The following is a 23,524-nucleotide window of genomic DNA, read 5'->3' on the forward strand; positions in this document are numbered from 1 at the left end:
CACGGCCGCCTCAGACCTGCATGATCTCTTGTTCCTTGGTCTTCAAGGCCTCGTCGATGCGCTTGATGGCGGCGTCGGTGTCCTTCTGGACCTCGGCCTCCATCCTCTTCTGGTCGTCCTGGCTGATCTCGCCGGCCTTCTCGGCCTTCTTCAGGTCGTCGTTGGCGTCGCGGCGGACGTTGCGGACCGCGATCTTCTGCTGCTCGGCGTACTTGCCCGCCAGCTTCACCAGATCCTTGCGGCGTTCTTCCGTCAGGGGCGGCACGGGGATGCGAAGCGTCTGGCCGTCGACGATCGGGTTCAGGCCCAGGTTGGCGTTGCGGATGGCCTTCTCGACCGAAACCACCATGCCTTTGTCCCAGACGCTGACGGTGATCATGCGCGGCTCGGGCACGCTGATGGCGGCCACGGCGTTCAGCGGCGAGGTGGAGCCGTAGGCCTCGACCCGCACCGGTTCCAGCAGGCCGGCGTTGGCGCGGCCGGTGCGCAGGCCGCTGAACTCTTCCTTCAGCGCCGCCACGGACTTGTCCATGCGGTCGCGATAGGTCTTCAGATCGGGCTTGGCCATGTTCGTCTCTCTTGTCTGTCCTGGTTCGTCCGGGACGCTCAGGCGGCGTCCTTGATGACCGTGAAGGTGCCCTCGCCGGTCAGGCTCCGGCGCAGCGAATTGTCTTCCCGGATGGAGAAGACCACGATCGGTATGCCCGTGTCGCGCATCATGGCGATGGCGGAGGCGTCCATGACCCGCAGATCCTTGGCCAGCACGTCCTGATAGGTCAGGGTTTCGTAGCGGGTCGCGGACGGGTCTTTCTTGGGGTCGGCGGTGTAGACGCCGTCCACGCTGGTGCCCTTCAGCAGGGCGTCGCAACCCATTTCGGCGGCGCGCAGGGCGGCGCCGGAATCGGTCGTGAAGAAGGGCGCGCCGACGCCGGCGGCGAAGATCACCACACGGCCCTTTTCGAGGTGCCGCAGGGCGCGGCGGCGGATGTAGGGTTCGGCGATGGCGGCCATGGGGATGGCGCTCTGGACACGGGTCGAGACGCCGATCTTCTCCAGCGCCGACTGCATCGCCAGGGCGTTCATGACCGTGGCCAGCATGCCCATGTAGTCGGCCTGGGCGCGCTCCATTCCCGCCGCCGCCTTGGACAGGCCGCGGAAGATGTTGCCGCCGCCGATGACCAGGCAGATCTCGACGCCCTCGGCCACGACCTGGGCCACCGCCTTGGCCACGGTGTCGACGGTGTTCATGTCGACCCCGTAGGCCTGATCGCCCATCAGCACCTCGCCGGAGACCTTCAGGAGCACCCGCTTGTAGCGGAATTCGGTGGGGGCGTCGGGCATGCGGGAAAGGTCCGTGTACTGCGGCGCCGCTGAATCGGGCGGCCCCTTATAGACGAAGGGCGCGCCGGCCATCAAAGCCGAACGCGCCCTTCTGAAACAAAACCCTCACGAATGAGGGCGATGGCGGCTTATTGGCCGCCCATCATCGAGGCCACTTCGGAGGCGAAGTCCGGGCCTTCGACCTTCTCGACGCCTTCGCCCAGCGCCAGGCGGACGAAGCCGGCCAGGTGCAGGTTCGAGGAGCCCAGTTCCTTGGCCGAGTTGGCGACCAGCTGCTCGATGGTCACGTCCGGGTCCATGACGAACGGCTGCTTGGTCAGCACCACGTCCTTCTGGAACTTGTTGATCTGGCCTTCCACGATCTTGGCGATCATGGCTTCCGGACGACCTTCTTCCTTGGCCTTCTCGGTGAGGACGGCGCGTTCCTTCTCGATCGCGGCCGGGTCCAGATCGTCGGTGTTCAGCGACAGCGGCGCGGTCGCGGCGACGTGCATGGCGATCTTGCGGCCCAGTTCGCGAAGCGCGGTCTTGTCGCCCTCGCCGTGCAGGGCGACCAGCACGCCGATGCGGCCCACGCCCGGCGAAACCGCGTTGTGGACGTAGGTGGCGACGACGCCCTCGTCGACCGACAGGCGGGCGGCGCGGCGCAGCTGCATGTTCTCGCCGATGGTGGCGATCATGTTGGTCACTTCGTCCTGGACCGTCTTGCCGGCTTCCAGCTCGGCGCCGTGCAGCGCCTCGACGGTGTGGTGCTCCAGGCCCAGCTGGGCGAACGACTTGGCGGCGTTCTGGAACAGCTCGTTGCGGGCGACGAAGTCGGTCTCGGCGTTGAATTCGATGGCGGCGGCGACTTCGCCCTTGCCGTCTTCCTTCGACGCGACGGCGACCAGGCCCTCGGCGGCGACGCGGTCGGCCTTCTTGGCGGCCTTGGACAGGCCCTTTGCGCGCAGCCAGTCGATGGCCGCGTTGATGTCGCCGTTGTTCTCAACCAGCGCCTTCTTGCAGTCCATCATGCCGACGCCCGAACGCTCGCGAAGCTCCTTCACGAGGGCGGCAGTGATCTCGGCCATGTTCTTCTCCTATGGATCGTATGCGGGAACGGCCGGACTGATTTAGCCCGGCCGTGTGTCAGTTCGTCAGGCGGCGCTCACGAGCACGAACGCCGCCCTGGGGCGATCAGCCCGTGGCCTTCTCGGTTTCGACAGCGTCGTTCGCTTCCGACGTGGCGGCCTGAGCGGCCTCATCGGCGACGGCCGGTTCGGCGGCGGCTTCCAGTTCAGCGGCGGCGCCTTCCGTGCCGGCCGGGGCGGCGTCGGCTTCGACCGGGGTCGAGGCTTCGCGCAGCATCGGCTCGACCGGGGCTTCCGAAGCGCCCAGGTCCACGCCCGAGGCCGAAGCGCCGGCGGCCAGGCCGTCCAGGACCGCGTCGGCGATCAGGTCGCAGTAGGTCTGGATGGCGCGAGCGGCGTCGTCGTTGCCCGGGACCGGATAGGTGATGCCGTCCGGATCCGAGTTGGTGTCCAGGATAGCGATGATCGGGATGTTCAGCTTGCGGGCTTCCTGGATCGCGATCGCTTCCTTGTTGGTGTCGATCACGAACATGATGTCCGGGATCGAACCCATGTCCTTGATGCCGCCCAGCGACAGTTCCAGCTTGTCCTTCTCGCGCTGCAGGTTCAGCAGCTCCTTCTTGACGCGGCCTTCGCCGCCGTTCTCGAGGATGCCTTCCAGCTCACGCAGGCGGGCGATCGAGCCCGAGACGGTGCGCCAGTTGGTCAGGGTGCCGCCGAGCCAGCGGTTGTTCATGTAGTACTGGGCGCAGCGCTTGGCGGCTTCGGCCACCGGGTCCGCGGCCTGGCGCTTGGTGCCGACGAACAGAACGCGACCGCCCTTGGCGGCCACGTCGCGCACGGCCACCAGCGCCTGGTGGAACAGCGGCATCGTCTGCGACAGGTCGATGATGTGGATGTTCGAGCGCGAGCCGAAGATGTACTTGTCCATCTTCGGGTTCCAGCGGTGGGTCTGGTGGCCGAAGTGGGCGCCCGCTTCCAGCAGGGTGCGCATCGAGAATTCAGGCAGAGCCATGATCGTTCAGTCCTTTTTCCGATCAACGTGGCGCGGACGATAAAAGGACCGGGTGGCCCCTCGGAATGGAGCGATCGGGATGTCTCCCCGACGCGCGCCTCGTCCGCGTTGCGAAATGCGGGGGCCATGTAGGCGGGATCGGGCCGAAAGGCAAGCGGGCGAACGAAAGGGCGGCCTCACGACCGCCCTTTCCTGTCGTCAACAGCCCGGCGTCAGCCCGGCATGGCGTCCAGCAGCGCCTGGGCGCGGTCGCGGTGCATGGTCACCGGCGCGATCAGCTCGCGGGCCAGGGAGGCCAGCGCGGGCGCGTCCGTGTTGTCCGAGAAGCCATTCAGCAGGGTCAGGGTCTCGTTATGGGCGGCGACCTGCTGCTCCAGATAGACCTTGTCGAAGTCGTCCGCCGAGGCGGCGTTCAGGTTGTCGATCAAGCCCTGGCGGCGCTGGTCGAGGGCGGTGGGGACCATGACGTCCGGCGCGGCGGTCGGCGCGGCGGCCATCAGCTTCTCGCCGGCGCTGGTGTGATCGCGCGTGATCATCGCGGCCAGAGCCTTGACGTCGGCGTTGGAAGACTTGGTCTGCGCGACCTCAGCAGCCTGCAGCTCGTACATGTTGCCGACCGCCAGGTTCGTGACGAAGCCTTCGACGGTGTTGGCGCCCAAGGTGGCGGCCGAGGTCTGGCCCACGGCGCCGGACGTCATGTCCTGGGTGGCGTTGACGGCCTCGTTGGCGTTCTCTCCGGCGGTGTCTCCACCCTGGCCGCAGGCGGCGAGAAGGGCGAGCGAGGCGACGCTGACAATGGCGATGTTTTTCATGGAACAGTCTCCCTATGGAAGCCAATTCAACCATCACGGCGTCGTGAGGTTCCATGCAAATCAACAGCTTGGCCGTATGGGAGACGGCGCAATCACACCTTGTGGAGACCGTCGAAGCGCAGCGTCGGCGTGAGGCTGAACGGCTCCACGTCCGTCAGACAGCGGACGTTGACGGCGATCTGCACGCGACCATCAGCCGCCCGGCCCTTGGCGTAGGCCTCCACCCCGCAGGTCGGACAGACCTGATGTTCGATGGCGTGGCGGTTGAACAGATAAGGCGTCGTCGCCCCCTCCCCGGCCGTCAGCCGAAAGGCCTCCGGCTCGACGAAGGTCAGCATCAGCCCCTTGCGGTAGCAGTGGGTGCAATTGCACTCGATCACCGTCTCCAGATCGGTCTCGACCTCGAAGGCGACGGCGCCGCAGTGGCAGGATCCGGCATGGGTGGTCATCAGGCGTCCTCCAGCATGACGACGCCGGGGGCCGACTTCAGCGCCCCCCGCAGCGCGCCGTCCAGGCGATAGCGGCCCGGCAGGCGTATCTCGGCCTCGCGACCGTTCTCCAGACCCGCGATCATCAGGGATATCTCACCCCCCTTGCCGATGGCGCCGGACCGGGCGCGCTCCAGCCTCGCCTTCAGGGCCTCGGCGTCGGCCGTCCGGGCCGACACATGGACCCGAAGCGCCATGTTGGAGTCATCCAGCAGGTTGTCCATCTGCGACGCGTCGTCGCCGAAGAAGCGCACTTCGCCGTCCGACGCCTTGGCGCGGACCCGCACCATCACCGAGGCGCCGGGCTCCAGGATCTCGCGGCAGCGACGCAACTGCTCGGGCGGGAACAGGCATTCGAACTCGCCGGTCGGGTCGGAGAAGGTGACGAAGGCGAACTTCTCGCCGGTGCGGGCGCTGGCGCGCTCCTGCCGGCGGCGCACCACGCCGGCCATCTGAAAGGCCTCGTGCCCGCTCTCGGCCAGCGGCAGGGCCTCGGCGACGAAGGTGACCCGCTTGCGCTTCAACGCCTGAGCCATGTCGTCCAGCGGGTGGCCGGACAGATAGAAGCCCACCGCCGACAGCTCCTGGTCCAACCGGTCCGGCCCGACCCAGGGTTCGACGCTCTTCAGGCGCGGGCGTCCGGCGTGGGCCTGGTCGCCGCCGAACAGGCTGACCTGGGCGGAGGCCCGTTCGGCCGCCACGCTCTGGCAGTAGGCCATCAGGACGTCGGCCTGCTCCAGCAACTGGCGCCGATTGGGGTGGATGCTGTCGAAGGCGCCGGCCTTGGCCAGGCCCTCCAGGGCGCGCTTGTTGACGCTGCGGGGGTCGACCCGCTCCAGGAAGTCGAAGATGTCGATGAACCGCCCGCCCTGCTCGCGCACCTCGATGACGTGCTTCATCGCCTCCAGGCCCACGTTGCGGATGGCGCCGAGCGCGTAGAGCACCGCGCCCTTGTCGTCGTCCCACGCCACGTCGAAGTCGGCCGAGGAGCGGTTGATGTCCGGCGGCAGCACCGGCACGTCGAACCGCTTGGCGTCCTGGTAGAAGACCGCCAGCTTGTCGGTGTTCGACAGGTCCAGGCTCATCGAGGCGGCGAAGAACTCCACCGGATGGTTGGCCTTCAGCCAGCCCGTCTGGAACGAGATCAGGGCGTAGGCGGCGGCGTGCGACTTGTTGAAGCCGTAGCCGGCGAACTTGGCCACCAGGTCGAAGATGGAGCCGGACTGCGTCTCCGGGACGCCCTTCTCCAGCGCGCCTTTGATGAAGCGCGCCCGCTGGAAGTCCATCTCCTCCTTCTTCTTCTTGCCCATGGCGCGACGCAGCAGGTCGGCCTCGCCCAGGCTGTATCCGGCCAGGATCTGGGCGATCTTCATCACCTGTTCCTGGTAGATGATGACGCCGTAGGTCTCGGTCAGGACCTCGGTCAGGCTGGGGTGCAGGTAATCGACCTCGGCCCGGCCGAACTTGCGGTCGATATAGGTGTCGATCATCTCCATCGGCCCGGGCCGATAAAGCGAGATCAGGGCGGTGATCTCCTCGATGGAGCCGCAGCGCATCTTGCGCAGCGTGTCGCGCATGCCCTGGGATTCCAGCTGGAACACCCCCACCGTCTGACCCGAGGCCATCAGCTCGTAGGTGCGCCCATCGTCCAGCGGCAGGCCGTTCCAGTCCGGGGCGGCCCCCCGCCGCTCCAGATAGCCCCGCGCCCGGTCCAGGGTGGTCAGGGTCTTCAGCCCCAGGAAGTCGAACTTCACCAGCCCGGCCGGTTCGACCCATTTCATGTTGAACTGGCTGGCCGGGATGGTGGAGCGCGGATCCTGGTACAGCGGCACCAGCTCCGTCAGCGGGCGATCGCCGATGACGATGCCGGCGGCGTGGGTCGAGGCGTTGCGGTAGAGGCCTTCCAGCTCCAGCGCCGTCTCCAGCAAGGTCCTCACCGCCGGCTCGGAATCCCGCGCCTCCTTCAGCCGCGGCTCCAGGTCGATGGCCTGGGCAAGGGTGACCGGGTTGGCCGGATTGTTCGGCACCATCTTGCAGAGGCGATCGACCTGGCCCAGCGGCATCTGCAGCACCCGGCCGACGTCGCGCAGCACCGCGCGCGCCTGCAGGGTGCCGAAGGTGATGATCTGGGCGACCCGGTCCTTGCCGTAGTGGGCCTGGACGTAGTCGATCACCTCTTCCCGCCGCTCCTGGCAGAAGTCGATGTCGAAGTCGGGCATGGAGACCCGCTCGGGGTTCAGGAAGCGCTCGAACAGCAGGCCGAACCGCAACGGGTCCAGATCGGTGATGGTCAGCGACCAGGCCACCAGCGAGCCGGCGCCGGAGCCCCGTCCCGGCCCCACCGGAATGCCGTGCGCCTTGGCCCACTTGATGAAGTCCGACACGATCAGGAAGTAGCCGGGGAACCCCATCTGCTGGATGATCCCGACCTCCCACTCCAGCCGGGCCCAGTATTCTTCTTCCGGCACGGCGGGCGTGACCTGGGTCAGGCGGACCTTCAGGCCCTCGCGCGCCTGGTGCGCCAGCTCGTCGGGCTCGGAGCGCCCGGCGCCGGTGTCGAACCGCGGCAGGATCGGCGCGTGCGTCCGCACCAGGAATGCGCAGCGGCGGGCGATGTCGATGGTGTTGTCGCACGCCTCGGGCAGGTCGGCGAACAGCTGGCGCATCGCTTCGGCCGGCTTGAACCAGTGCTGATCGGTGATGCGGCGACGGTCGTCCTGACCGGTGAAGGCTCCGTCGGCGATGCACAGCAGGGCGTCATGCGACTTCGCCTGCGCCGCCTTGGCGTAATAGACGTCGTTGGTGGCCACCAGCGGCGCGTCGTTGGCGTAGGCCCATTCGACCAGCCCCGGCTCGGCGCGCTTCTCGTCGTCGAGACCATGACGCTGAAGCTCGACATAGAACCGATCGCCGAAGGCGGCCTTCATGGCGTCCAGCGCCTTGGCCGCCTCGGCGGGCCGGCCTTGCGCGAACAGAGGATCGACGGGACCGTCGGGACCGCCCGACAGCAGGATCAGCCCCTCGGCGCGCGCGACGACCTGGGCCCACGGCACGCCCGGCTCGGCCATTTCCCCGGCGTCGAGGTAGGCCGAGGACGACAGCGCGCACAGGTTCAGCCAGCCGGTTTCGTTCTGCGCCAGCAGCACGACGGTCGGCGTCTTGGCCCAACGGGCGTTGATCTGGCCCCCGATGCCGATCACCGGCAGGGCGCAGGCGACGATGGGCTGGACGCCCGCGTCGCGGGTGGTCTGACTGAACTCCAGCGCCCCGAACAGGTTGGTGCGGTCCGCCACGGCGACGGCGGGCATGCCGGCGTCCGCCGCCATCCGGCCGATCTTGCCCGCCTTGATCGCGCCTTCCAGCAGCGAATAGGCCGACCGGACCCGCAGATGGACGAACCCCTGACTGTTCATCGTCTCGCTCACCGAACCTCCGACCGACATCTTCGCGGGGATCGCGAAGGCCATCCTGACCCGAATCTCACATCACGGGGCCTCGGAATATCGCAAACCAGCCGCCGCCCGTCGCGGGCCGGGATCGTTTGTGGATAGTCGTTTCACACCCGGGCGCACGCGAGAAAACAGGGTCTGAATAGTGCGAACAGTGTGAAATCGTCACCTAAGTCGTTGAAACATCGAGCGGCGCATTTCGCACGGTGCATCCGCCCGGGCGCCAAATCAGGCGGCGGTCACGCTGAAGGCCAGGGTCCAGGCCATCCAGACGAAGCCGCCGCACGACGCCAGCGACAACATATCCCTCATCAAACGCGGCATGGTCCTGTTTCCCGGCCAGACTGTATGTTCGCCTAATGTTCTATGTTCCACTTCTGTTCCCGTCAAGTGCGTCCTGAAACCATCCCGTCCCGCCCATCGTATGCAGGAACAGGACAGGAGAGATCGGCATGATCCGGACATTGACGACAGCGGCTGCAATAGCCCTGGGGCTCGCCGCGGGCTCCGCGCCCCAGTCCGCCACGGCCCAGTCGCAGCGCCTGGAGACGGCCGTCTTCGCCGGCGGCTGCTTCTGGTCGGAGGAGAAGGCGTTCGACGGCCTGCCGGGCGTCCGCTCGGCGGTGTCGGGCTTCGTCGGCGGCCACACGGCCAACCCGAGCTATGAACAGGTGGTTGGCGGCGGGACCGGCCACATGGAGGCGGTGCGCGTGACGTTCGATCCCCGCGTCGTCAGCTATCGCGCCCTGGTCGATCGCTACTGGCGCACCATCGATCCGACCGACCCGAACGGCCAGTTCTGCGATCGGGGTCCGTCATACCGCACGGCGGTCTTCGCCACGGCCGCGCAGCGCGCCGAAGCCGTGGCCTCGCGCGATGCGGCCATGCGGACGCTGCGCAGGAGCTTCACAACGCCCGTCGTCGGCGCCCAGCGATTCTGGTCGGCCGGGGCCGAGCACCAGGATTACGCCCGCCGACATCGCGCCCACTATGAGGCCTATCGGATCGGATGCCGCAGGACCGAACGGTTGCGCGCCATCTGGGGCGACGCCGCCGTGGGGTGATCAGTAGGCGTGGCTCTCGGCCGCGCGCTGCTCCAGATGGCCGTCCTTCAAGGCGAAGACCCGATCCATGTGACCGGCCAGCTCCATGTTGTGGGTGGCGATCAGGGCGGCGACGCCCGTCGTCTTGGCCAGATCGCGCAGCGATTCGAAGACCGACTGGCTGGTGGTCGGGTCCAGATTGCCGGTCGGCTCGTCGGCCAGCAGCAGGCGCGGGCGGTTGGCCAGGGCCCGGGCGATGGCCACCCGCTGGCGCTCCCCGCCCGAGAGCTGCGCCGGCTGGTGCGTGAGGCGGTCGCCCAGGCCCAGGGCGGTCAGCGTCTCGCCTGCCCGCACCCGCGCCTCGGCCAGGCTGACGCCCGCGATGCGCATCGGTAGAGCCACGTTGTCGCGCGCATCGAACTCGGGCAGCAGGTGGTGGAACTGATAGACGAAGCCGATCCGCGACAGACGAAGGCGCGTGCGGGCCCGCTCGTCCAGTCCGCCGACCGCCTCGCCGTCGATGGCCACGGTGCCGGACGTCGGCTTTTCCAGCAGGCCGGCGGCGTGAAGCAGGCTGGACTTGCCCGAGCCTGACGGCCCGATCAGGCCGACGATCTCGCCCGGAAAGACGTCCAGGTCGACGCCCTTCAGCACCGTCAGGCCGCCCTGGGCGGTCGGATAGGTGCGGGTCACGTCCCGCACCGACAGGATGGGTTCCCTACTCATAGCGCAGCGCCTCCACCGGATCGACGCGAGAGGCGTTCCACGAGGGCGGCAGGCTGGCCACGCAGCTCATCAGCAGCGACCAGACCGCGACCCAGGTCACGTCCACGGGGTCCACCAGCGCCGGAATGGCGTCCAGCATATAGACGTCGGAGTTGAACAGCTGGACGCCCAGCAGGCCCTCGAGGAAGTGCTGGATCGCGCCGATGTTCAGGCAGAACAGCAGGCCCAGCGTCAGGCCCGCCAGGGTGCCCGCCACGCCGATCATGGCGCCGGACATGAAGAAGATGCGCAGGATGGCCGACGGACTGGCGCCGACCGTGCGCAGGATGGCGATGTCGCGCGTCTTGTTCTTCACCAGCATGACGATGCCGGAGATGATGTTCATGGCGGCGATGGCCACGACCAGGCCCAGGATGATGCTCATGGCCACGCGCTCGACCTTCAGGGCGCCGGCGAAGGCGGCCAGGCGCTCGCGCCAGTCGGTCACGACCGTGCCGGGTCCGCCGGCCTCCTGGATCGCGGCGGCCATTTCACCGACGCGGTCGGGGTCCTGGACCTTGATCTCGATGACGTCCCAGACGCCGTCCTTGCCGAAGAACAGCTGGGCCTGCTCCAGCGGCATGAAGATGAAGACCTGATCGAAGTCCGAGGTGCCGGAGCTGAAGATCCCGCCGACGTAGTAGGTCTTTTCCAGCCCGCCCAGATTGCCGAAGGCGCTGTCTGCGCCGCTGGGCGAATACAGGGTGACGGGATCGCCGACGCGCAGGCCCGTCTGGGCCGCCATGGTCTTGCCGATCAGGATGCGGTCGCCGCCGTAGGCGCCCTTGCCGAAGCTGGCGCGCGCCTCGGGCGTCAGGCTTTCCCAGACGTAGGAGGTGTTGGGCAGGTCCTGCGGACGCACGCCCCGCACCATGGCCCCCGTGGTGAAGTTGGCCACGCGAATCAGGCTCTGGGACTCGTTCAGCGGTCCGGCGCTGGTCACGCCCGGCACGGCGGCGATCCGGGCCAGGATGGCGTCGCGGTCCGGCGCGGTCAGGGCCGGGCCCTGAACGTACATATGGCCGTTGAACGACAGGGTCCGCCCCAGCAGTTCGCTGCGGAAGCCGGCCATGATGCTCATCACGCTGATCAGCACCGCGACGGCCAGCATGATGCCGACGAAGCTGATCACGGCGATGGTGGCGACCCCGCCCTCCTTGCGCTTGGCGCGCAGGTAGCGGAGGGCCAGGCCGATCTCCCAGGAGGAGAAGGGGCCGGACGGGCGCGACGGCAGGTTCAAGCGGTCAGCCTTTCGATGGCTTCGGCGAGCGGCACGGAGACCTTCTCGCCGGTGGCGCGACGCTTCAGCTCGACCACGCCGTCGGCCAGGCCCTTGGGACCGATGGTCAGCTGCCACGGCACGCCGATCAGGTCGGCGGTGGCGAACTTGCCGCCAGGCCGTTCGTCGGTGTCGTCGTAGAGGACGTCCTTGCCCAGTTTCTCCAGCTGGGCGACCGCGTCCTCGCAGGCGGCCGAGACCGCTTCGTCGCTGGCGCGCAGATTGATCACGACCACATCGAAGGGCGCCACGGCGTCGGGCCAGATGATGCCGCCCGCGTCATGGCTGGCCTCGATGATGGCGCCCAGCAGGCGCGAGACGCCGACGCCGTAGCTGCCCATGTGGACATTGGCGTCCTGGCCGTCGGGACCGGCGACGCGGCCCTTCATCGGCGCGGAATACTTCTCGCCGAAATAGAAGATGTGGCCGACCTCGATGCCGCGCGCGGACAGGCGGTCGCCCTCGGCGGTCTCGGCCTCGAAGCGCGCCTCGTCGTGCATCTCCTCGGTGGCGGCGTAAAGCGCGGTGCGCTCATCGACGATCGCCTGAAGATCGTCCCAGTCCACGTCGGCGCCCGGCGCCGGCATTTCGACCAGCTTCTTGTCGCAGAACACCGCGCTCTCGCCCGTGTCGGCCAGGACGATGAACTCGTGGCTCAGGTCGCCGCCGATCGGGCCGGTGTCGGCGCGCATCGGCACGGCCTTCAGCCCCATGCGGGCGAAGGTGTTCAGATAGGCCACGAACATGCGGTTGTAGGCCTTGCGGGCCGAGGCCTCGTCGACGTCGAAGGAATAGGCGTCCTTCATCAGGAACTCGCGGCCGCGCATCACGCCGAAGCGGGGGCGGCGCTCGTCGCGGAACTTCCACTGGATGTGAAACAGGTTCAGCGGCAGCGACTTGTAGGACTTCACATAGGCCCGAAAGATGTCGGTGATCATCTCCTCGTTGGTGGGCCCGTACAGCAGCTCGCGCTCGTGCCGGTCGGTGATGCGCAGCATCTCGGGGCCATAGGCGTCATAGCGGCCGCTCTCGCGCCACAGGTCGGCCAGCTGCAGCGTCGGCATCAGCAGCTCGACCGCGCCCGCCCTCACCTGCTCCTCGCGCACGATCTGCTCGATCTTGCGCAGCACGCGCAGGCCCAGCGGCAGCCAGGCGTAGATGCCGGCGGCCTCCTGCTTGATCATGCCGGCGCGCAGCATCAGCTGGTGCGAGACGATCTGGGCGTCGGAAGGGGCTTCCTTCAGCGTGGGCAGGAAATAGCGCGACAGGCGCATGATCGGGAATCCTAGGCGTAGAGACGAAGCAAGGCTTTAGCCGTTCGAGCGGGGCGAAAGCTAGGCCGCCGCGCCGTTTAGAGCGCTGGCGCCTGCGAGAAGTTCGGCAACGGCAGCCAGCCGGTGAAGACCAGCAGCATCACGAAGGCCCAGACGATGGCCGAGACCCAGGTCGTGGTGATGAACTTGCGCTTCAGGTTGGGGGTCTTGGGCGCGCCCCACTGGGCGCCGTCCGTGGGCGGTTCGTGGACCTCCTTCGACGTGCCGAGCGGCAGGATGCCGAACAGCACCGTCCACCACACCACGATGTAGATGCCGAACATGGTCACGGGGCCGATGGGCATGGCGAACCTCTAGGGATGCGGCCGGCCGACGCCGTAGCGGGCCGCCAGATAGGGGGCGATGGCGTGATCCTGCAGGAAACGCCGACCGGTCGTCTCGCTGACCTGGGCCTGCGGCCAGTCCAGTTCGCCGTCCAGGACCAGGATGGGGCAGCTCTGATGCGCCTCGCCGACCTCGGCGATGACGGGCGGACGCGGGCGCGGGTGATCCAGATAGACGATCTCCAGCTGCTCGCGCAGACGCGGATAGAAGGCCAGCACGCCCTCGACATAGGCGCCGGCCGGGCAGAACCACGGCCCGCCCTGGTCGTCATGCCAGTCAGGGTTCAGCAGGAAGAGTCGCTCGATCATCGGGGCGACCTATAGACCAATCGCCCGCCGGACCGCGAGGGCCGATGCACCTCGTCTAGCCGCAGGCGGCGCCGAAGCCGGGGGCGCGCAGGGCCAGCAGGATGGACGACCGCTGCGCCTCGGTGACCGCGCCCGCGCGCTCCAGCACGCAGCCGACCGCCGTGTTGGAGTTGGGGGCCAGCAGGCCGTAGGTCAGCCCCTCCTGCGCCAGTCGCGCCTGCGCGGCCCGCAGGGCCTCGACCGCGCCGGCGACCCTGTCCGGATCGTCGGTGATGCGCGTCATTTCGTGCAGCGCCTCGCCGGAGCTGGGGAAGTCATAGGCGTCGGGCGTGTAAGGGGCGATCTCGGCGGACAGGCGGTCGGGATGGTCGTCGATGCCGAACTTGGCGTTCTGGCTGGCCGAGAAGGCGATCGCCGGCCCCTCCTCCGGCACGACCAGAATATAGGCGTGGCGGGGAAACAGCAGATACTGCGCCAGGAACTTGGTCACCGGGACCAGGGGCAGGCCGTCCGGCCCCAGGGCGTGGGCGCCGACATAGACCCCCGACGGCAGGCTGCGCGCATCGACCCGCCCGTTCAGCTTCAGGATCCGGTCGATCATCACATGATCGAGCAGGAAGACCCCGTCCTCCGCCTCACGCTCCAGAAAGGCGTGGATGGCGGCGGTGTCCGGCGCCGGCCCCAGGTCGCGGCCGTAAACGGTGGGAAAGGCGGCGGCCGACATGGGCCGTCCGTCCGGCGGACTGAACCACAGGACGCGCAGCTCCTGGACGGTGCGCGCCAGGGGATCCTCGCCCCGGAAGGTGGACAGGCTGAGCGTCAGATTGACCACGGCGAACAGGGCCACGAAGCCGATCAGCCCCTGTCCGACGACGACCGCCCACCGTCGCCAGCCGCGCAGCGGATGACGGGCGTGGCGGACGCGTTCCAGAAGGCGTCGCGCGCGAGGCGGCTTTTGTTCGCCGGTCATGCCTTCCCCTGCCGTTCAGCCGCCAAGAATGCGCCCGAACGGCCAAGGTTGCGTCAGAGGCGCAGGACGATGGTCTCGACGATCGGGCGACGGTCCCAGATCTGCTGGCTGGCCTTCTTCAGCACGCGGGCGACGGCCTGTTCAATGACCATCTCGTCCTCCAGCGCCTCGCCCTTCAGGCTCCGGACCACCTGCTCGACGCGTTCGGCCAGGTCGTCCAGCGCATCGCCCAGCGGGGTGTCGACGTCGCCGGGCAGGCCGACGCTGCGGATGTCGATGTCGCTGACGATGCGGCCGCGCTTGTCCAGGCAGAAGCTGACGATCAGCACGCCGTTGGTCGAGGCGTGGCGACGCTCCTTCAGGGCCTCGCCCTGTTCGGTCACCAGCATGCCGCCGTCCACGTACAGCCGGCCGCTCGGGACCTCGTCGATGATCGCAGCGGGTCCGGGCGCCAGACGGACCATGTCGCCGTTGCGCGGCGTCACGGTTTCCTTGATGCCCATGTCCTTGGCCAGGTTGGCGTGCTCCAGCAGGAAGCGGCGCACCCCGTGGGTCGGCACCGCGATCTGCGGTCGCGCCCATTCGTACATCTGCTTCAGCTCGTCGCGGCACGGGTGGCCCGAGACGTGAATGCCCGGATGGTCCTTCTCGGTGTAGAGGCGCACGCCCCGGTCCGCGAGGCGGTCCTGCAGCCGGCCGATGGCCAGTTCGTTGCCGGGGATCTGACGCGACGAGAAGATGCAGTGGTCGCCCAGCCCCAGCTTGACCGTCGGATGGGTGCCGTCGGCCACGCGCGACAGGGCCGCGCGCGCCTCGCCCTGGCTGCCGGTGCACAGGTACAGGATCTGATCGGCGGGCCAGACGCGGGCCTCTTCGTCCGACAGGAAGGGCTTCACGTCCTGCAGCATGCCGACGTGCTTGGCCGCCGCCGTGATCCGGTGCATCGAGCGGCCGGCCAGGGCCACGCGACGACCACAGGCCTCGGCGGCGCGGATGACGCTGTCCATGCGCGCGACGTTGGAGGCGAAGCAGCCGACGGCCACCCTGCCCTTCAGGCTGGAGATCAGCTTCTGCATCGCCACGGCGACGTCGCCCTCGGACCCGGCCACGCCCGGCACGAAGACGTTGGTCGAATCGCAGACCATGGCCAGCACGCCCTTGTCGCCCAGGGCGCGGATGGCGGGCGCGTCGGTCATGGAGCCGATCACCGGCTGGTCGTCGATCTTCCAGTCGCCGGTGTGGAACACCAGGCCCAGCGGCGTGTCGATAGCCAGGCCGTTCGGCTCGGCGATCGAGTGGGTCATGGTGACGAAGGTCACGCCGAACGGGCCCAGCTGGACCGAACCGCCCAGCGGCACCTCGATCAGCTCCACCTCGTCCAGAAGGCCGCGCTCGCGCAGCTTGTCGCGGATCAGATAGGCGGTGAAGGGCGTGGCGTAGACCGGTGCCTTCAGCCGCGGCCACAGCCAGCCCAGGGCGCCGATGTGGTCCTCGTGCGCGTGGGTCAGGACGATGCCGCGGATGTTCTCGCCTTCCAGGAAGGCGGGATCAGGCACGATCACGTCGACGCCGGGCGTGGACAGGTCGCCGAAGGTGACGCCGACGTCGACGATCAGCCATTCGCGATTGGCCTCTGGCCCGTAGCCATAGGCGTTCAGATTCATACCGACCTCGTCCGAGCCGCCCAGCGGCAGGAAAACGAGTTCGTCTTGGGTTTGCTTTGTCATTCAGCCGTCAGATGGGTGTTGCGGCGCCAGATTTCGAGTAGGCCGCGAATGGTGAGATCGGAATCGAAGTGGTCGATGCTGTCGGTCGCGCCTTCGAACAGGCTGGCGACGCCGCCGGTGCCGACGACGGTCATGGGCTTGCCCCACTCCGCCTTGATGCGCGCGACCAGTCCTTCGATCAGCGAGATATAGCCCCAGAAGACGCCCGACTGCATGGCCTCGACCGTGCCCTTGCCGATGACGTGCTCGGGTTTCTGTATGGCGATGCGGGGCAGCTTGGCGGCCGCCTCGTGCAGCGCCTGCAGGGACAGGTTGATGCCCGGCGCGATCAGTCCGCCCTCGAAGCCGCCGTCCGCCGCAACGATGTCGAAGGTCGTCGCCGTGCCGCTGTCGATCAGCAGCAGGTCGCCGGGATAGGCCAGCGAGGCGCCCACCGCATTGACCAGCCGGTCGGCGCCGGCCTCGCTGGGCTTGGCGATGCGGACCGGGATGCCCAGGTCGACATTCTCGCCGATCACTAGCGGCTCGATGCGCAGGTAACGGCGCGCCAGGTTGCGCAGGTTGAAGATCGACTGCGGCACCACGCTGGAGATGATGCAGCCGGTCAGGGCCTCGAACCTCAGCCCCTTCATGACCAGAAGCTGGTTCAGCCAGACGGCGTATTCGTCGGCGGTGCGGCTGGCCTCGGTGGCCGCGCGCCATTGCGCGATCCATTCCCCACCGTCATGGACCGCGAACAGCGTGTTGGTGTTGCCCTGCTCGATGGCCAGCAGCATCAGGCCGGCTTTCCGAAGAAGACGTCGCCGGCCGAGATGGTGCGCAACGACCCGTCTTCCAGCCGCAGGCGCAGCGCGCCGTCCGGCTCGACCCCCTCGGCCAGACCTTCCAGCGTCTCATGATCCAGTCGCGCGACGCAGGGGCCGTTCAGCCCGGTCAGGCGGCTGGTCCAGGCTTCCAGCACCGGCTCGAAGCCCAGGGTCTGCCAGCGGCCCCACCATGTGGCGAAGGTCTCGGCCAGGATCTCCGCGGCCGCCTCCACCGGCGGGGCGAAGCTCATGTCGCCGCGCAGCCGATCGACCAGGGCCGTCGCGCCGCGCTCGGTGTCCTGCGGCGCATGGGCCAGATTGACGCCGATGCCGACGGCCAGCCACAGGCCGCCCGAGGCGTGCGGACCGCTCTCGATCAGGATGCCGGAGACCTTGGTCCCATCCAGCAGGACGTCGTTGGGCCATTTGATCGAGACCAGCGCCGGCGAGACGAAGACATCCAGCAGGTCCGCCACGGCCAGGGCGGCGACGAAGGTGGCCTGGGCCGCCTCGGCCGCGCCCCGGGGCGTGGTGATCAGCAGGGTCGCGGCCAGGTTGCCCGGCTCGCTGACCCAGCTGCGCCCGCGCCGGCCGCGGCCCGCCGTCTGGCGACGCGCCACGATCCAGCGGGGGCCCGTCTCTCCGGCCTCGGCCAGGCGGCGCGCCTCGGCATTCGTCGAGTCGATCTCGTCGAGGATGACCAGGGGGGCGGGCGTCAACGCCCTAACCGTTCCCGAAGCCGACGGCGGCGGCCCGGGTCAGCGGCTCCAGCCAGGTCAGGCCGACGATCACCAGCGGGAAGGCGAAGGCGGCGGACGCCCAGCCGATCCACTTGGCCTCGACCGGCGCCTTGTCCGTGGGAACCTCGTCGGCCGGCGCGTCGAACCACATCAGCTTGATGATGCGCAGATAGTAGAAGGCGGCCACGACCGAAGCGACCAGACCGATGGCGGCCACGATCCACAGCCCCGCGTTCGCGGCGGCGCCGAACACATAGTACTTGGCCCAAAAGCCAGACAGCGGCGGCATGCCCAGCACCGACAGCGACAGCACGGTCAGCGCCACGGCCGTCAGCGGACGATCCTTCTTCAGCCCGGCCAGGTCCTGGATGCGGCGGATCGGACGGCCCGACCGGGACAGCGACAGCAGGATGGCGAAGAAGCCCAGCTGGTCGATGACGTACAGGGTCATGAAGATCAGCATGGCCTGCAGCCCCGCCGAGGTGCCGGCGGCCAGGCCCAACAGGGCGTAGCCGATGTTGGCGATCGACGAATAGGCCAGCAGGCGCTGGATGTCCTTCTGCGCCAGGCCGCCGAAGGCGCCGACGGCGAAGGAGATCAGCGAGATGGCGACCAGCACCTGCGACCACTGGGCGTGGGCCTCGCCAAAGCCGCCTTCCAGCGCGCGGGCGATCAGGACCATGGCGGCCATCTTCGGCGCGGTGGCGAACAGGGCCACGACCGGCGTCGGCGCGCCCTCATAGACGTCCGGCGTCCACATGTGGAACGGCGCGGCCGAGACCTTGAACGCCAGGCCGCAGATCAGGAAGACCAGGCCGAAGATCAGGCCGGGGCCGGGATTGTCGGCGGCGAAGGCGGCGATCTCGTCGAACCGCATCGAACCGGCGAAGCCGTAGATCAGGCTGGCGCCGTACAGCAGCAGGCCCGACGACAGGGCGCCCAGGACGAAATACTTCAGGCCCGCCTCGGACGCCTTGGCGTCGTCGCGGTGGAAGGCCGCCAGGACGTACAGCGCCAGCGAATGCAGCTCGATGCCGACGTACATGGAGATCAGGTCGCCCGACGACGCCATCATGCCCATGCCGACCGCGGCCAGCACGATCAGGATCGGATATTCGGTTTTGGCGATGCGGGTGCGCCGCATCCAGCCGTCGCCCAGGATGATGGCCACCGCCGCCGACAGATAGATGACGCTCTTGCCGTAGATGGCCAGCGGGTCGGCGACATAGGCGCCGTTGAACGCCTGGCCCCAGGGGCCGGTCATGGCGATCACCGAGCCGGCGATCAGCAGCAGGACGGACAGCAGCGACACCAGGCGCGTGCTCTTGTCGCCGGCGAAGGCGCCGACCATGAGCAGCACCAGGGCGCCGACCGCGAGGGTCGCTTCCGAGGCGGCGAGGTGAAGGGCCGAGGAGAGGTCAATCATGCTTCAGTCTCACCCGCCGATCGCGACGCGATAGGCATTGGTCAGGGCCTCGACGGCGGGCCCGGTGTAATCAAGGACAGCGCTCGGCTGGACGCCCAGCCAGATGGTGCCGACGATCAGCGGCACGAACAGCAGCAGCTCGCGCTTGTCGATGTCGGTGATGGTCTTCAGCTGCGGGTTGGTGATCTCGCCGAACATCACGGCGCGATACAGCGTCAGCGCATAGACCGCCGAGAAGATCACGCCCGAGGCCGCGACCAGCGCCGCCCAGGTCGAGGCCTGATAGGCGCCGGTCATGGTCAGCACTTCGCCGATGAAGCCCGACGTGCCCGGCAGGCCGACGTTGGCCATGGTGAACATCAGGAAGATGGCGGCGAACCACGGCATCCGGCTGGTCAGACCGCCGTAGAAGGCGATCTCGCGGGTGTGCATCCGGTCGTACACGACGCCGACGCACAGGAACAGCGCGCCCGAGATCAGGCCGTGGCTGATCATCTGGAACACCGCGCCCTGCATGCCCTGGTCGTTGCCCGAGAAGATGCCCAGGGTCACGAAGCCCATGTGGGCGACCGACGAATAGGCGATCAGCTTCTTGATGTCGGTCTGACGCCAGGCGACCAGCGAGGTGTAGACGATGGCGATCACCGACAGGGTGAAGACCAGCGGACGGAACATCTCCGACGCCATCGGGAACATCGGCACGTTGAACAGGATGAAGCCGTAGCCGCCCAGCTTCAGCAGGATGCCGGCCAGGATGACCGATCCCGCCGTGGGCGCCTGAACGTGGGCGTCGGGCAGCCAGGTGTGGACCGGCCACATCGGCATCTTCACCGCGAAGGAGGCGAAAAAGGCCAGCCACAGGATCGGCTGCACCGCCGGGTCGAAGGCGAACCGCTTCAGCTCCGGAATGCTGGTCGTGCCGGCCTCGTTGGCCATCCACAGCATGGCCAGCAGCATCAGCACCGACCCCAGCAGGGTGTAGAGGAAGAACTTGTACGCCGCGTAGATCCGGTTGGCGCCGCCCCAGATGCCGATGATCAGGAACATCGGCACCAGGGTGCCTTCGAAGAAGATGTAGAACAGGAACAGGTCCAGCGACGTGAACACGCCGATGACCAGCGTCTCCAGCATCAGGAAGGCGATCATGTATTCGACGACGCGCGTCTCGATCGACTTCCAGCTGGCCAGGATGCAGATCGGCATCAGGAAGGCCGTCAGCAGGACGAACAGGATCGACACCCCGTCCACGCCCAGATGATAGCTGGCGCCGGCGAACCAGGCGACGAACTCGACGAACTGATAGCCGGTGTTCGACGGATCGAAGCCGGCGACCAACACGACCGACACCGCCAGGGTGGCCAGGGTCGTGGCCAGGGCGATCCAGCGCGCGGCCGGAGCGGAGGCGTCCTGCGACTTGGACGTCAGCCGGGCGACGAAGATCGCCAGGGCGCCGGCCAGCGGCAGGAAGGTAACGAGACTCAGGATGTAGGGCACGGGCTCAGGCTCCCCACGCGAGGATGGCGAAGGTGAGCAGACCGGCCACCCCAAGCAGCATCACGAAGGCATAGTGGTAGACATAGCCGGACTGGACCTTGGCCAGTCGCGCGGCCGATTTCAGCGAGGCCCAGGCCGCGCCGTTGGGGCCGAGGCCGTCGATGATCTTCACGTCGCCGATCTTCCAGAAGAAGTTCCCGACGGCGCGGAAGCCGCGCACGAAGACGAAGTCGTACAGCTCGTCGAACCACCACTTGTTGTACAGGAAGCGGTAGACGATGCCGTCGCGCTCGGCCATGCGGCGGCCCATGCCCTCGCGGGCGACGTAGATCCAGTAGGCGAAGGCCGTGCCGATCAGCGTCAGGATCAGCGGCGACCACTTCACCCAGGTCGGCACGTCGTGGCTCTCGTGCAGGACGTGGTTGTGCTCGCCGACGAAGATGGCGCCGCGCCAGAACTCGGCCTCGTGGTGGCCCACGAAGTTTTCGTAGAAGACCATGCCCGCGGCCACGGCGCCGACCGACAGGGCCAGCAGCGGAACCAGCATGACCCACGGGCTCTCGTGTGGCTTCAGCGGACCGTGATGGTGGTGATCGTCGTGGGCGTGATCGTCGTGGCCATGCGCGGCGTGCGCCACGGCGTGACCATGATCGTCCGCGTCCGGCAGCGGCTCGGAGTGGGTCTCCAGCTGCGCGTCGGTCGCGTGATCGTCGGCGTGATGGGCGCCCTCTTCCTTCCACACCGGCTTATTGTGGAAGGTCATGAACACCAGACGCCACGAATAGTAGGCGGTCAGGCCGGCCGCGAACAGGCCGATGAAGAAGGCGAACATGCCCACCGCCGAATGACCCGAGCTGGCCGAGGCGAAGGCGCTCTCCAGGATGGAGTCCTTGGAGTAGAAGCCGGCGAAGCCGCCGACGCCGGGGATGCCCAGGCCGGTGATGGCGATGGTGCCGATGGTCATCACCGCATAGGTGACCGGCAGCAGCTTCCACAGGCCGCCCATCTTCCGCATGTCCTGCTCGTGGTGCATGCCGTGGATCACCGAGCCCGCGCCCAGGAACAGCAGCGCCTTGAAGAAGGCGTGGGTGAACAGGTGGAACATGGCGGACTGATAGGCGCCGACGCCCGCCGCGAAGAACATGTAGCCCAGTTGCGAACAGGTCGAATAGGCGATGACGCGCTTGATGTCGTTCTGCGTCAGGCCGACCGTCGCGGCGAACAGGGCCGTGATCGCGCCGATGATGGCGATGATCTGGGCGGCGCCCGGCGCGTGCTCATAGATCGGGCTCAGCAGGCAGACCATGTAGACGCCGGCGGTCACCATGGTCGCGGCGTGGATCAGGGCCGACACAGGCGTCGGGCCTTCCATCGCGTCCGGCAGCCAGGTGTGCAGGAAGAACTGGGCGGACTTGCCCATGGCGCCGATGAACAGCAGGAAGCCGGCCAGATCCAGCGCCGACCACTGCACGCCCAGGAACTCCCACGTCGTGCCGGCGCGCTCGGCGACCAGCGGGAACAGTTCGGCGAACTCGATCGTGCCATACATCCAGAAGACGGTGATGATGCCCAGCACGAAGCCGAAGTCGCCGACGCGGTTGACGACGAAGGCCTTGATGGCGGCGGCGCTGGCCGTCGGCTTCTTGAACCAGAATCCGATCAGCAGATAGGACGCCAGGCCCACGCCTTCCCAGCCGAAGAAGATCTGCATGAAGTCGGCGGCCGTCACCAGCGCCAGCATCATGAAGGTGAACAGGCTCAGATAGGCGAAGAAGCGCGGCCGGCTGTCGTCCTCGGCCATGTAGCCCCAGGAATACAGGTGGACCAGCGACGAGACGCTGGTGACCACGATCAGCATGGTCGCCGACAGGGCGTCGATGCGGATCGACCAGGCCGACTGGAAGTCGCCGACGTTGATGAACGGCGCCAGACGGATGGTGAAGGGCTCCAGATGGCCCCAGGTCCATTGCCCGAACACCGTCCAGGCGACCGCGCACGAGAAGAACAGCAGGCCGGTCGTGACCGCCTGCGACGGGATGTTGCCGATCCGGCGCCCGAAGAAGCCGGCGATCGCCGCGCCCAGCAGCGGGGCGAAGACGCCCAGGATGACGAGAGTCTGAAGAGTCACTGTCGGATCAGCCCTTCATCACGGAGGCGTCGTCGACGGCGATATCGCCGCGGTTGCGGAAGAAGGTCACCAGGATGGCCAGGCCGACGGCGGCCTCGGCTGCGGCGACGGTCAGGACGAACATGGCCATGATCTGCCCGGACACCTCGTTGAGGTAGGACGAGAAGGCCACGAAGTTGATGTTCACGGCCAGCAGGATCAGCTCGATCGACATCAGGATGATGATGACGTTCTTGCGGTTCACGAAGATGCCGAACACGCCGATGGTGAACAGGATGGCGGCGACCGCCAGATAATGCTGCAGTCCGACTTCCATTAGAGAAGCTCCTCGGGCGACACGCCCTGCCCGCTCTGGACCGTCTTGACCTCCATGGCCTTGGCGGCCGGACGGTTGATCTGGTCGGCGATGTTCTGACGCTTGATATGCGACTTGTGGCGCAGGGTCAGGGTGATGGCGCCGATCATGGCGATCAGCAGCACGATGCCCGCAGCCTGGAAGAAATAGACGTAGTCCGTGTAGAGCACCCGGCCGATCGCCTCGACATTGGTCAGGTCGGGCCGCGGGGCGCCCAGCACGGCCTCGGCGGCTGCGCCGTTCTGGACCACGGCGATCGACACCATGACCATCTCCGCCAGCAGCACCCCGGCGACGATGGCGGCCAGCGGCAGGTAGCGGGTGAAGCCCTGCCGTAGGCGGATGAAGTCCACGTCCAGCATCATCACGACGAACAGGAACAGCACCGCGACGGCGCCCACGTAGACGACCACCAGAAGCATGGCCAGGAACTCCGCGCCCAGCAGCACGAACAGCCCGGCCGAGGAGAAGAAGGCCAGGATCAGCCACAGCACGCTGTGAACCGGGTTGCGCGCGGTCACGACCAGCAGGCCGGACACAACGGCGGTCGCCGCCAGCAGATAGAAGGCTATGCCTTGCAGCATGTCGGGACGAAGCCCCTTTCGTCTCGGCCCCGATCCCGTCTGCGGAATCGGCGACCCGTTTAGCGA

At 67.7% G+C, this 23,524-nt stretch carries 22 protein-coding genes; 1 reads left to right on the forward strand and 21 read right to left on the reverse strand.

The features are described 5' to 3' along the window. Window positions 1-10: 10 nt before the first annotated feature. The 7 genes from frr to dnaE form a co-directional block, all read right to left on the reverse strand. A complete protein-coding gene (frr, locus tag ACE3PU_RS06080) occupies window positions 11-568 on the reverse strand; it encodes a ribosome recycling factor (protein ID WP_374387710.1) in 558 nt (185 codons plus the stop codon). 38 nt (window positions 569-606) lie between these two features. After that, window positions 607-1,341: a UMP kinase gene (pyrH, locus tag ACE3PU_RS06085; protein ID WP_374387712.1), complete on the reverse strand. Its 735-nt coding sequence runs from the start codon at window positions 1,339-1,341 to the stop codon at window positions 607-609. A 128-nt stretch (window positions 1,342-1,469) separates the two neighbouring features. After that, the gene (tsf, locus tag ACE3PU_RS06090) at window positions 1,470-2,411 is read right to left on the reverse strand and encodes a translation elongation factor Ts (RefSeq protein ID WP_374387714.1); all 942 of its coding nucleotides are present in this window, start codon (window positions 2,409-2,411) and stop codon (window positions 1,470-1,472) included. 106 nt (window positions 2,412-2,517) lie between these two features. Beyond that, window positions 2,518-3,426 (reverse strand): 30S ribosomal protein S2, encoded by a 909-nt coding sequence (gene rpsB / locus ACE3PU_RS06095; protein ID WP_374387717.1) that lies wholly within the window; start codon window positions 3,424-3,426, stop codon window positions 2,518-2,520. Between the two features lie 212 nt (window positions 3,427-3,638). Continuing rightward, window positions 3,639-4,238 (reverse strand): DUF4142 domain-containing protein, encoded by a 600-nt coding sequence (locus ACE3PU_RS06100; protein ID WP_374387719.1) that lies wholly within the window; start codon window positions 4,236-4,238, stop codon window positions 3,639-3,641. A gap of 92 nt (window positions 4,239-4,330) precedes the next feature. Next, window positions 4,331-4,687, reverse strand: a complete 357-nt coding sequence (locus ACE3PU_RS06105) for a GFA family protein (protein WP_374387721.1) — start codon at window positions 4,685-4,687, stop codon at window positions 4,331-4,333. Then, on the reverse strand, window positions 4,687-8,139 hold the full coding sequence (dnaE, locus tag ACE3PU_RS06110) for a DNA polymerase III subunit alpha (RefSeq protein WP_374387884.1): 3,453 nt from the start codon (window positions 8,137-8,139) through the stop codon (window positions 4,687-4,689). Before dnaE ends, ACE3PU_RS06105 begins: the two co-directional genes overlap by 1 nt. 491 nt (window positions 8,140-8,630) lie before the next feature. On the opposite strand from dnaE, the gene msrA reads away from it, so the two are divergent. Next, entirely contained in the window at window positions 8,631-9,239 is a 609-nt protein-coding gene (msrA, locus tag ACE3PU_RS06115) for a peptide-methionine (S)-S-oxide reductase MsrA (RefSeq protein WP_374387886.1), read from the forward strand. On the opposite strand, the gene ACE3PU_RS06120 is transcribed toward msrA, so the two are convergent. The 14 genes from ACE3PU_RS06120 to ACE3PU_RS06185 all read right to left on the reverse strand — a co-directional run bounded on the left by ACE3PU_RS06120 (window position 9,240) and on the right by ACE3PU_RS06185 (window position 23,458). Further along, a complete protein-coding gene (locus ACE3PU_RS06120; RefSeq protein WP_374387723.1) occupies window positions 9,240-9,944 on the reverse strand; it encodes an ABC transporter ATP-binding protein in 705 nt (234 codons plus the stop codon). Next, window positions 9,937-11,223 carry a lipoprotein-releasing ABC transporter permease subunit gene (locus ACE3PU_RS06125; protein ID WP_374387725.1) on the reverse strand — a complete coding sequence of 429 codons (1,287 nt, stop codon included), beginning with the start codon at window positions 11,221-11,223 and terminating at the stop codon, window positions 9,937-9,939. Before ACE3PU_RS06125 ends, ACE3PU_RS06120 begins: the two co-directional genes overlap by 8 nt. Further along, window positions 11,220-12,536, reverse strand: coding sequence for a proline--tRNA ligase (gene proS, locus ACE3PU_RS06130; RefSeq protein WP_374387727.1), 1,317 nt, complete (start codon window positions 12,534-12,536; stop codon window positions 11,220-11,222). Before proS ends, ACE3PU_RS06125 begins: the two co-directional genes overlap by 4 nt. A 77-nt stretch (window positions 12,537-12,613) precedes the next feature. Then, on the reverse strand, window positions 12,614-12,880 hold the full coding sequence (locus ACE3PU_RS06135) for a DUF1467 family protein (RefSeq protein ID WP_374387729.1): 267 nt from the start codon (window positions 12,878-12,880) through the stop codon (window positions 12,614-12,616). A 9-nt stretch (window positions 12,881-12,889) separates the two neighbouring features. After that, on the reverse strand, window positions 12,890-13,228 hold the full coding sequence (locus tag ACE3PU_RS06140; RefSeq protein ID WP_374387731.1) for a DUF3088 family protein: 339 nt from the start codon (window positions 13,226-13,228) through the stop codon (window positions 12,890-12,892). A gap of 55 nt (window positions 13,229-13,283) precedes the next feature. Beyond that, window positions 13,284-14,198, reverse strand: a complete 915-nt coding sequence (locus ACE3PU_RS06145) for a hypothetical protein (RefSeq protein WP_374387733.1) — start codon at window positions 14,196-14,198, stop codon at window positions 13,284-13,286. Between the two features lie 53 nt (window positions 14,199-14,251). Then, the gene (locus ACE3PU_RS06150; RefSeq protein WP_374387735.1) at window positions 14,252-15,925 is read right to left on the reverse strand and encodes a ribonuclease J; all 1,674 of its coding nucleotides are present in this window, start codon (window positions 15,923-15,925) and stop codon (window positions 14,252-14,254) included. After that, a complete protein-coding gene (locus ACE3PU_RS06155; RefSeq protein ID WP_374387888.1) occupies window positions 15,922-16,704 on the reverse strand; it encodes a type III pantothenate kinase in 783 nt (260 codons plus the stop codon). Before ACE3PU_RS06155 ends, ACE3PU_RS06150 begins: the two co-directional genes overlap by 4 nt. Continuing rightward, window positions 16,701-17,450: a biotin--[acetyl-CoA-carboxylase] ligase gene (locus ACE3PU_RS06160; RefSeq protein ID WP_374387737.1), complete on the reverse strand. Its 750-nt coding sequence runs from the start codon at window positions 17,448-17,450 to the stop codon at window positions 16,701-16,703. Before ACE3PU_RS06160 ends, ACE3PU_RS06155 begins: the two co-directional genes overlap by 4 nt. A 4-nt stretch (window positions 17,451-17,454) precedes the next feature. Then, window positions 17,455-18,897 carry an NADH-quinone oxidoreductase subunit NuoN gene (gene nuoN, locus ACE3PU_RS06165; RefSeq protein ID WP_374387739.1) on the reverse strand — a complete coding sequence of 481 codons (1,443 nt, stop codon included), beginning with the start codon at window positions 18,895-18,897 and terminating at the stop codon, window positions 17,455-17,457. A 9-nt stretch (window positions 18,898-18,906) separates the two neighbouring features. Next, entirely contained in the window at window positions 18,907-20,391 is a 1,485-nt protein-coding gene (locus ACE3PU_RS06170; RefSeq protein ID WP_374387741.1) for an NADH-quinone oxidoreductase subunit M, read from the reverse strand. A 4-nt stretch (window positions 20,392-20,395) separates the two neighbouring features. Continuing rightward, window positions 20,396-22,519, reverse strand: a complete 2,124-nt coding sequence (gene nuoL / locus ACE3PU_RS06175; RefSeq protein ID WP_374387743.1) for an NADH-quinone oxidoreductase subunit L — start codon at window positions 22,517-22,519, stop codon at window positions 20,396-20,398. A gap of 7 nt (window positions 22,520-22,526) precedes the next feature. Further along, window positions 22,527-22,835 (reverse strand): NADH-quinone oxidoreductase subunit NuoK, encoded by a 309-nt coding sequence (nuoK, locus tag ACE3PU_RS06180; protein WP_374387746.1) that lies wholly within the window; start codon window positions 22,833-22,835, stop codon window positions 22,527-22,529. Beyond that, a complete protein-coding gene (locus ACE3PU_RS06185; RefSeq protein ID WP_374387748.1) occupies window positions 22,835-23,458 on the reverse strand; it encodes an NADH-quinone oxidoreductase subunit J in 624 nt (207 codons plus the stop codon). Before ACE3PU_RS06185 ends, nuoK begins: the two co-directional genes overlap by 1 nt. Window positions 23,459-23,524: the final 66 nt, after the last annotated feature.

Origin of the sequence: Brevundimonas sp., from assembly GCF_041911375.1 — a bacterium.
Lineage (GTDB): Bacteria > Pseudomonadota > Alphaproteobacteria > Caulobacterales > Caulobacteraceae > Brevundimonas.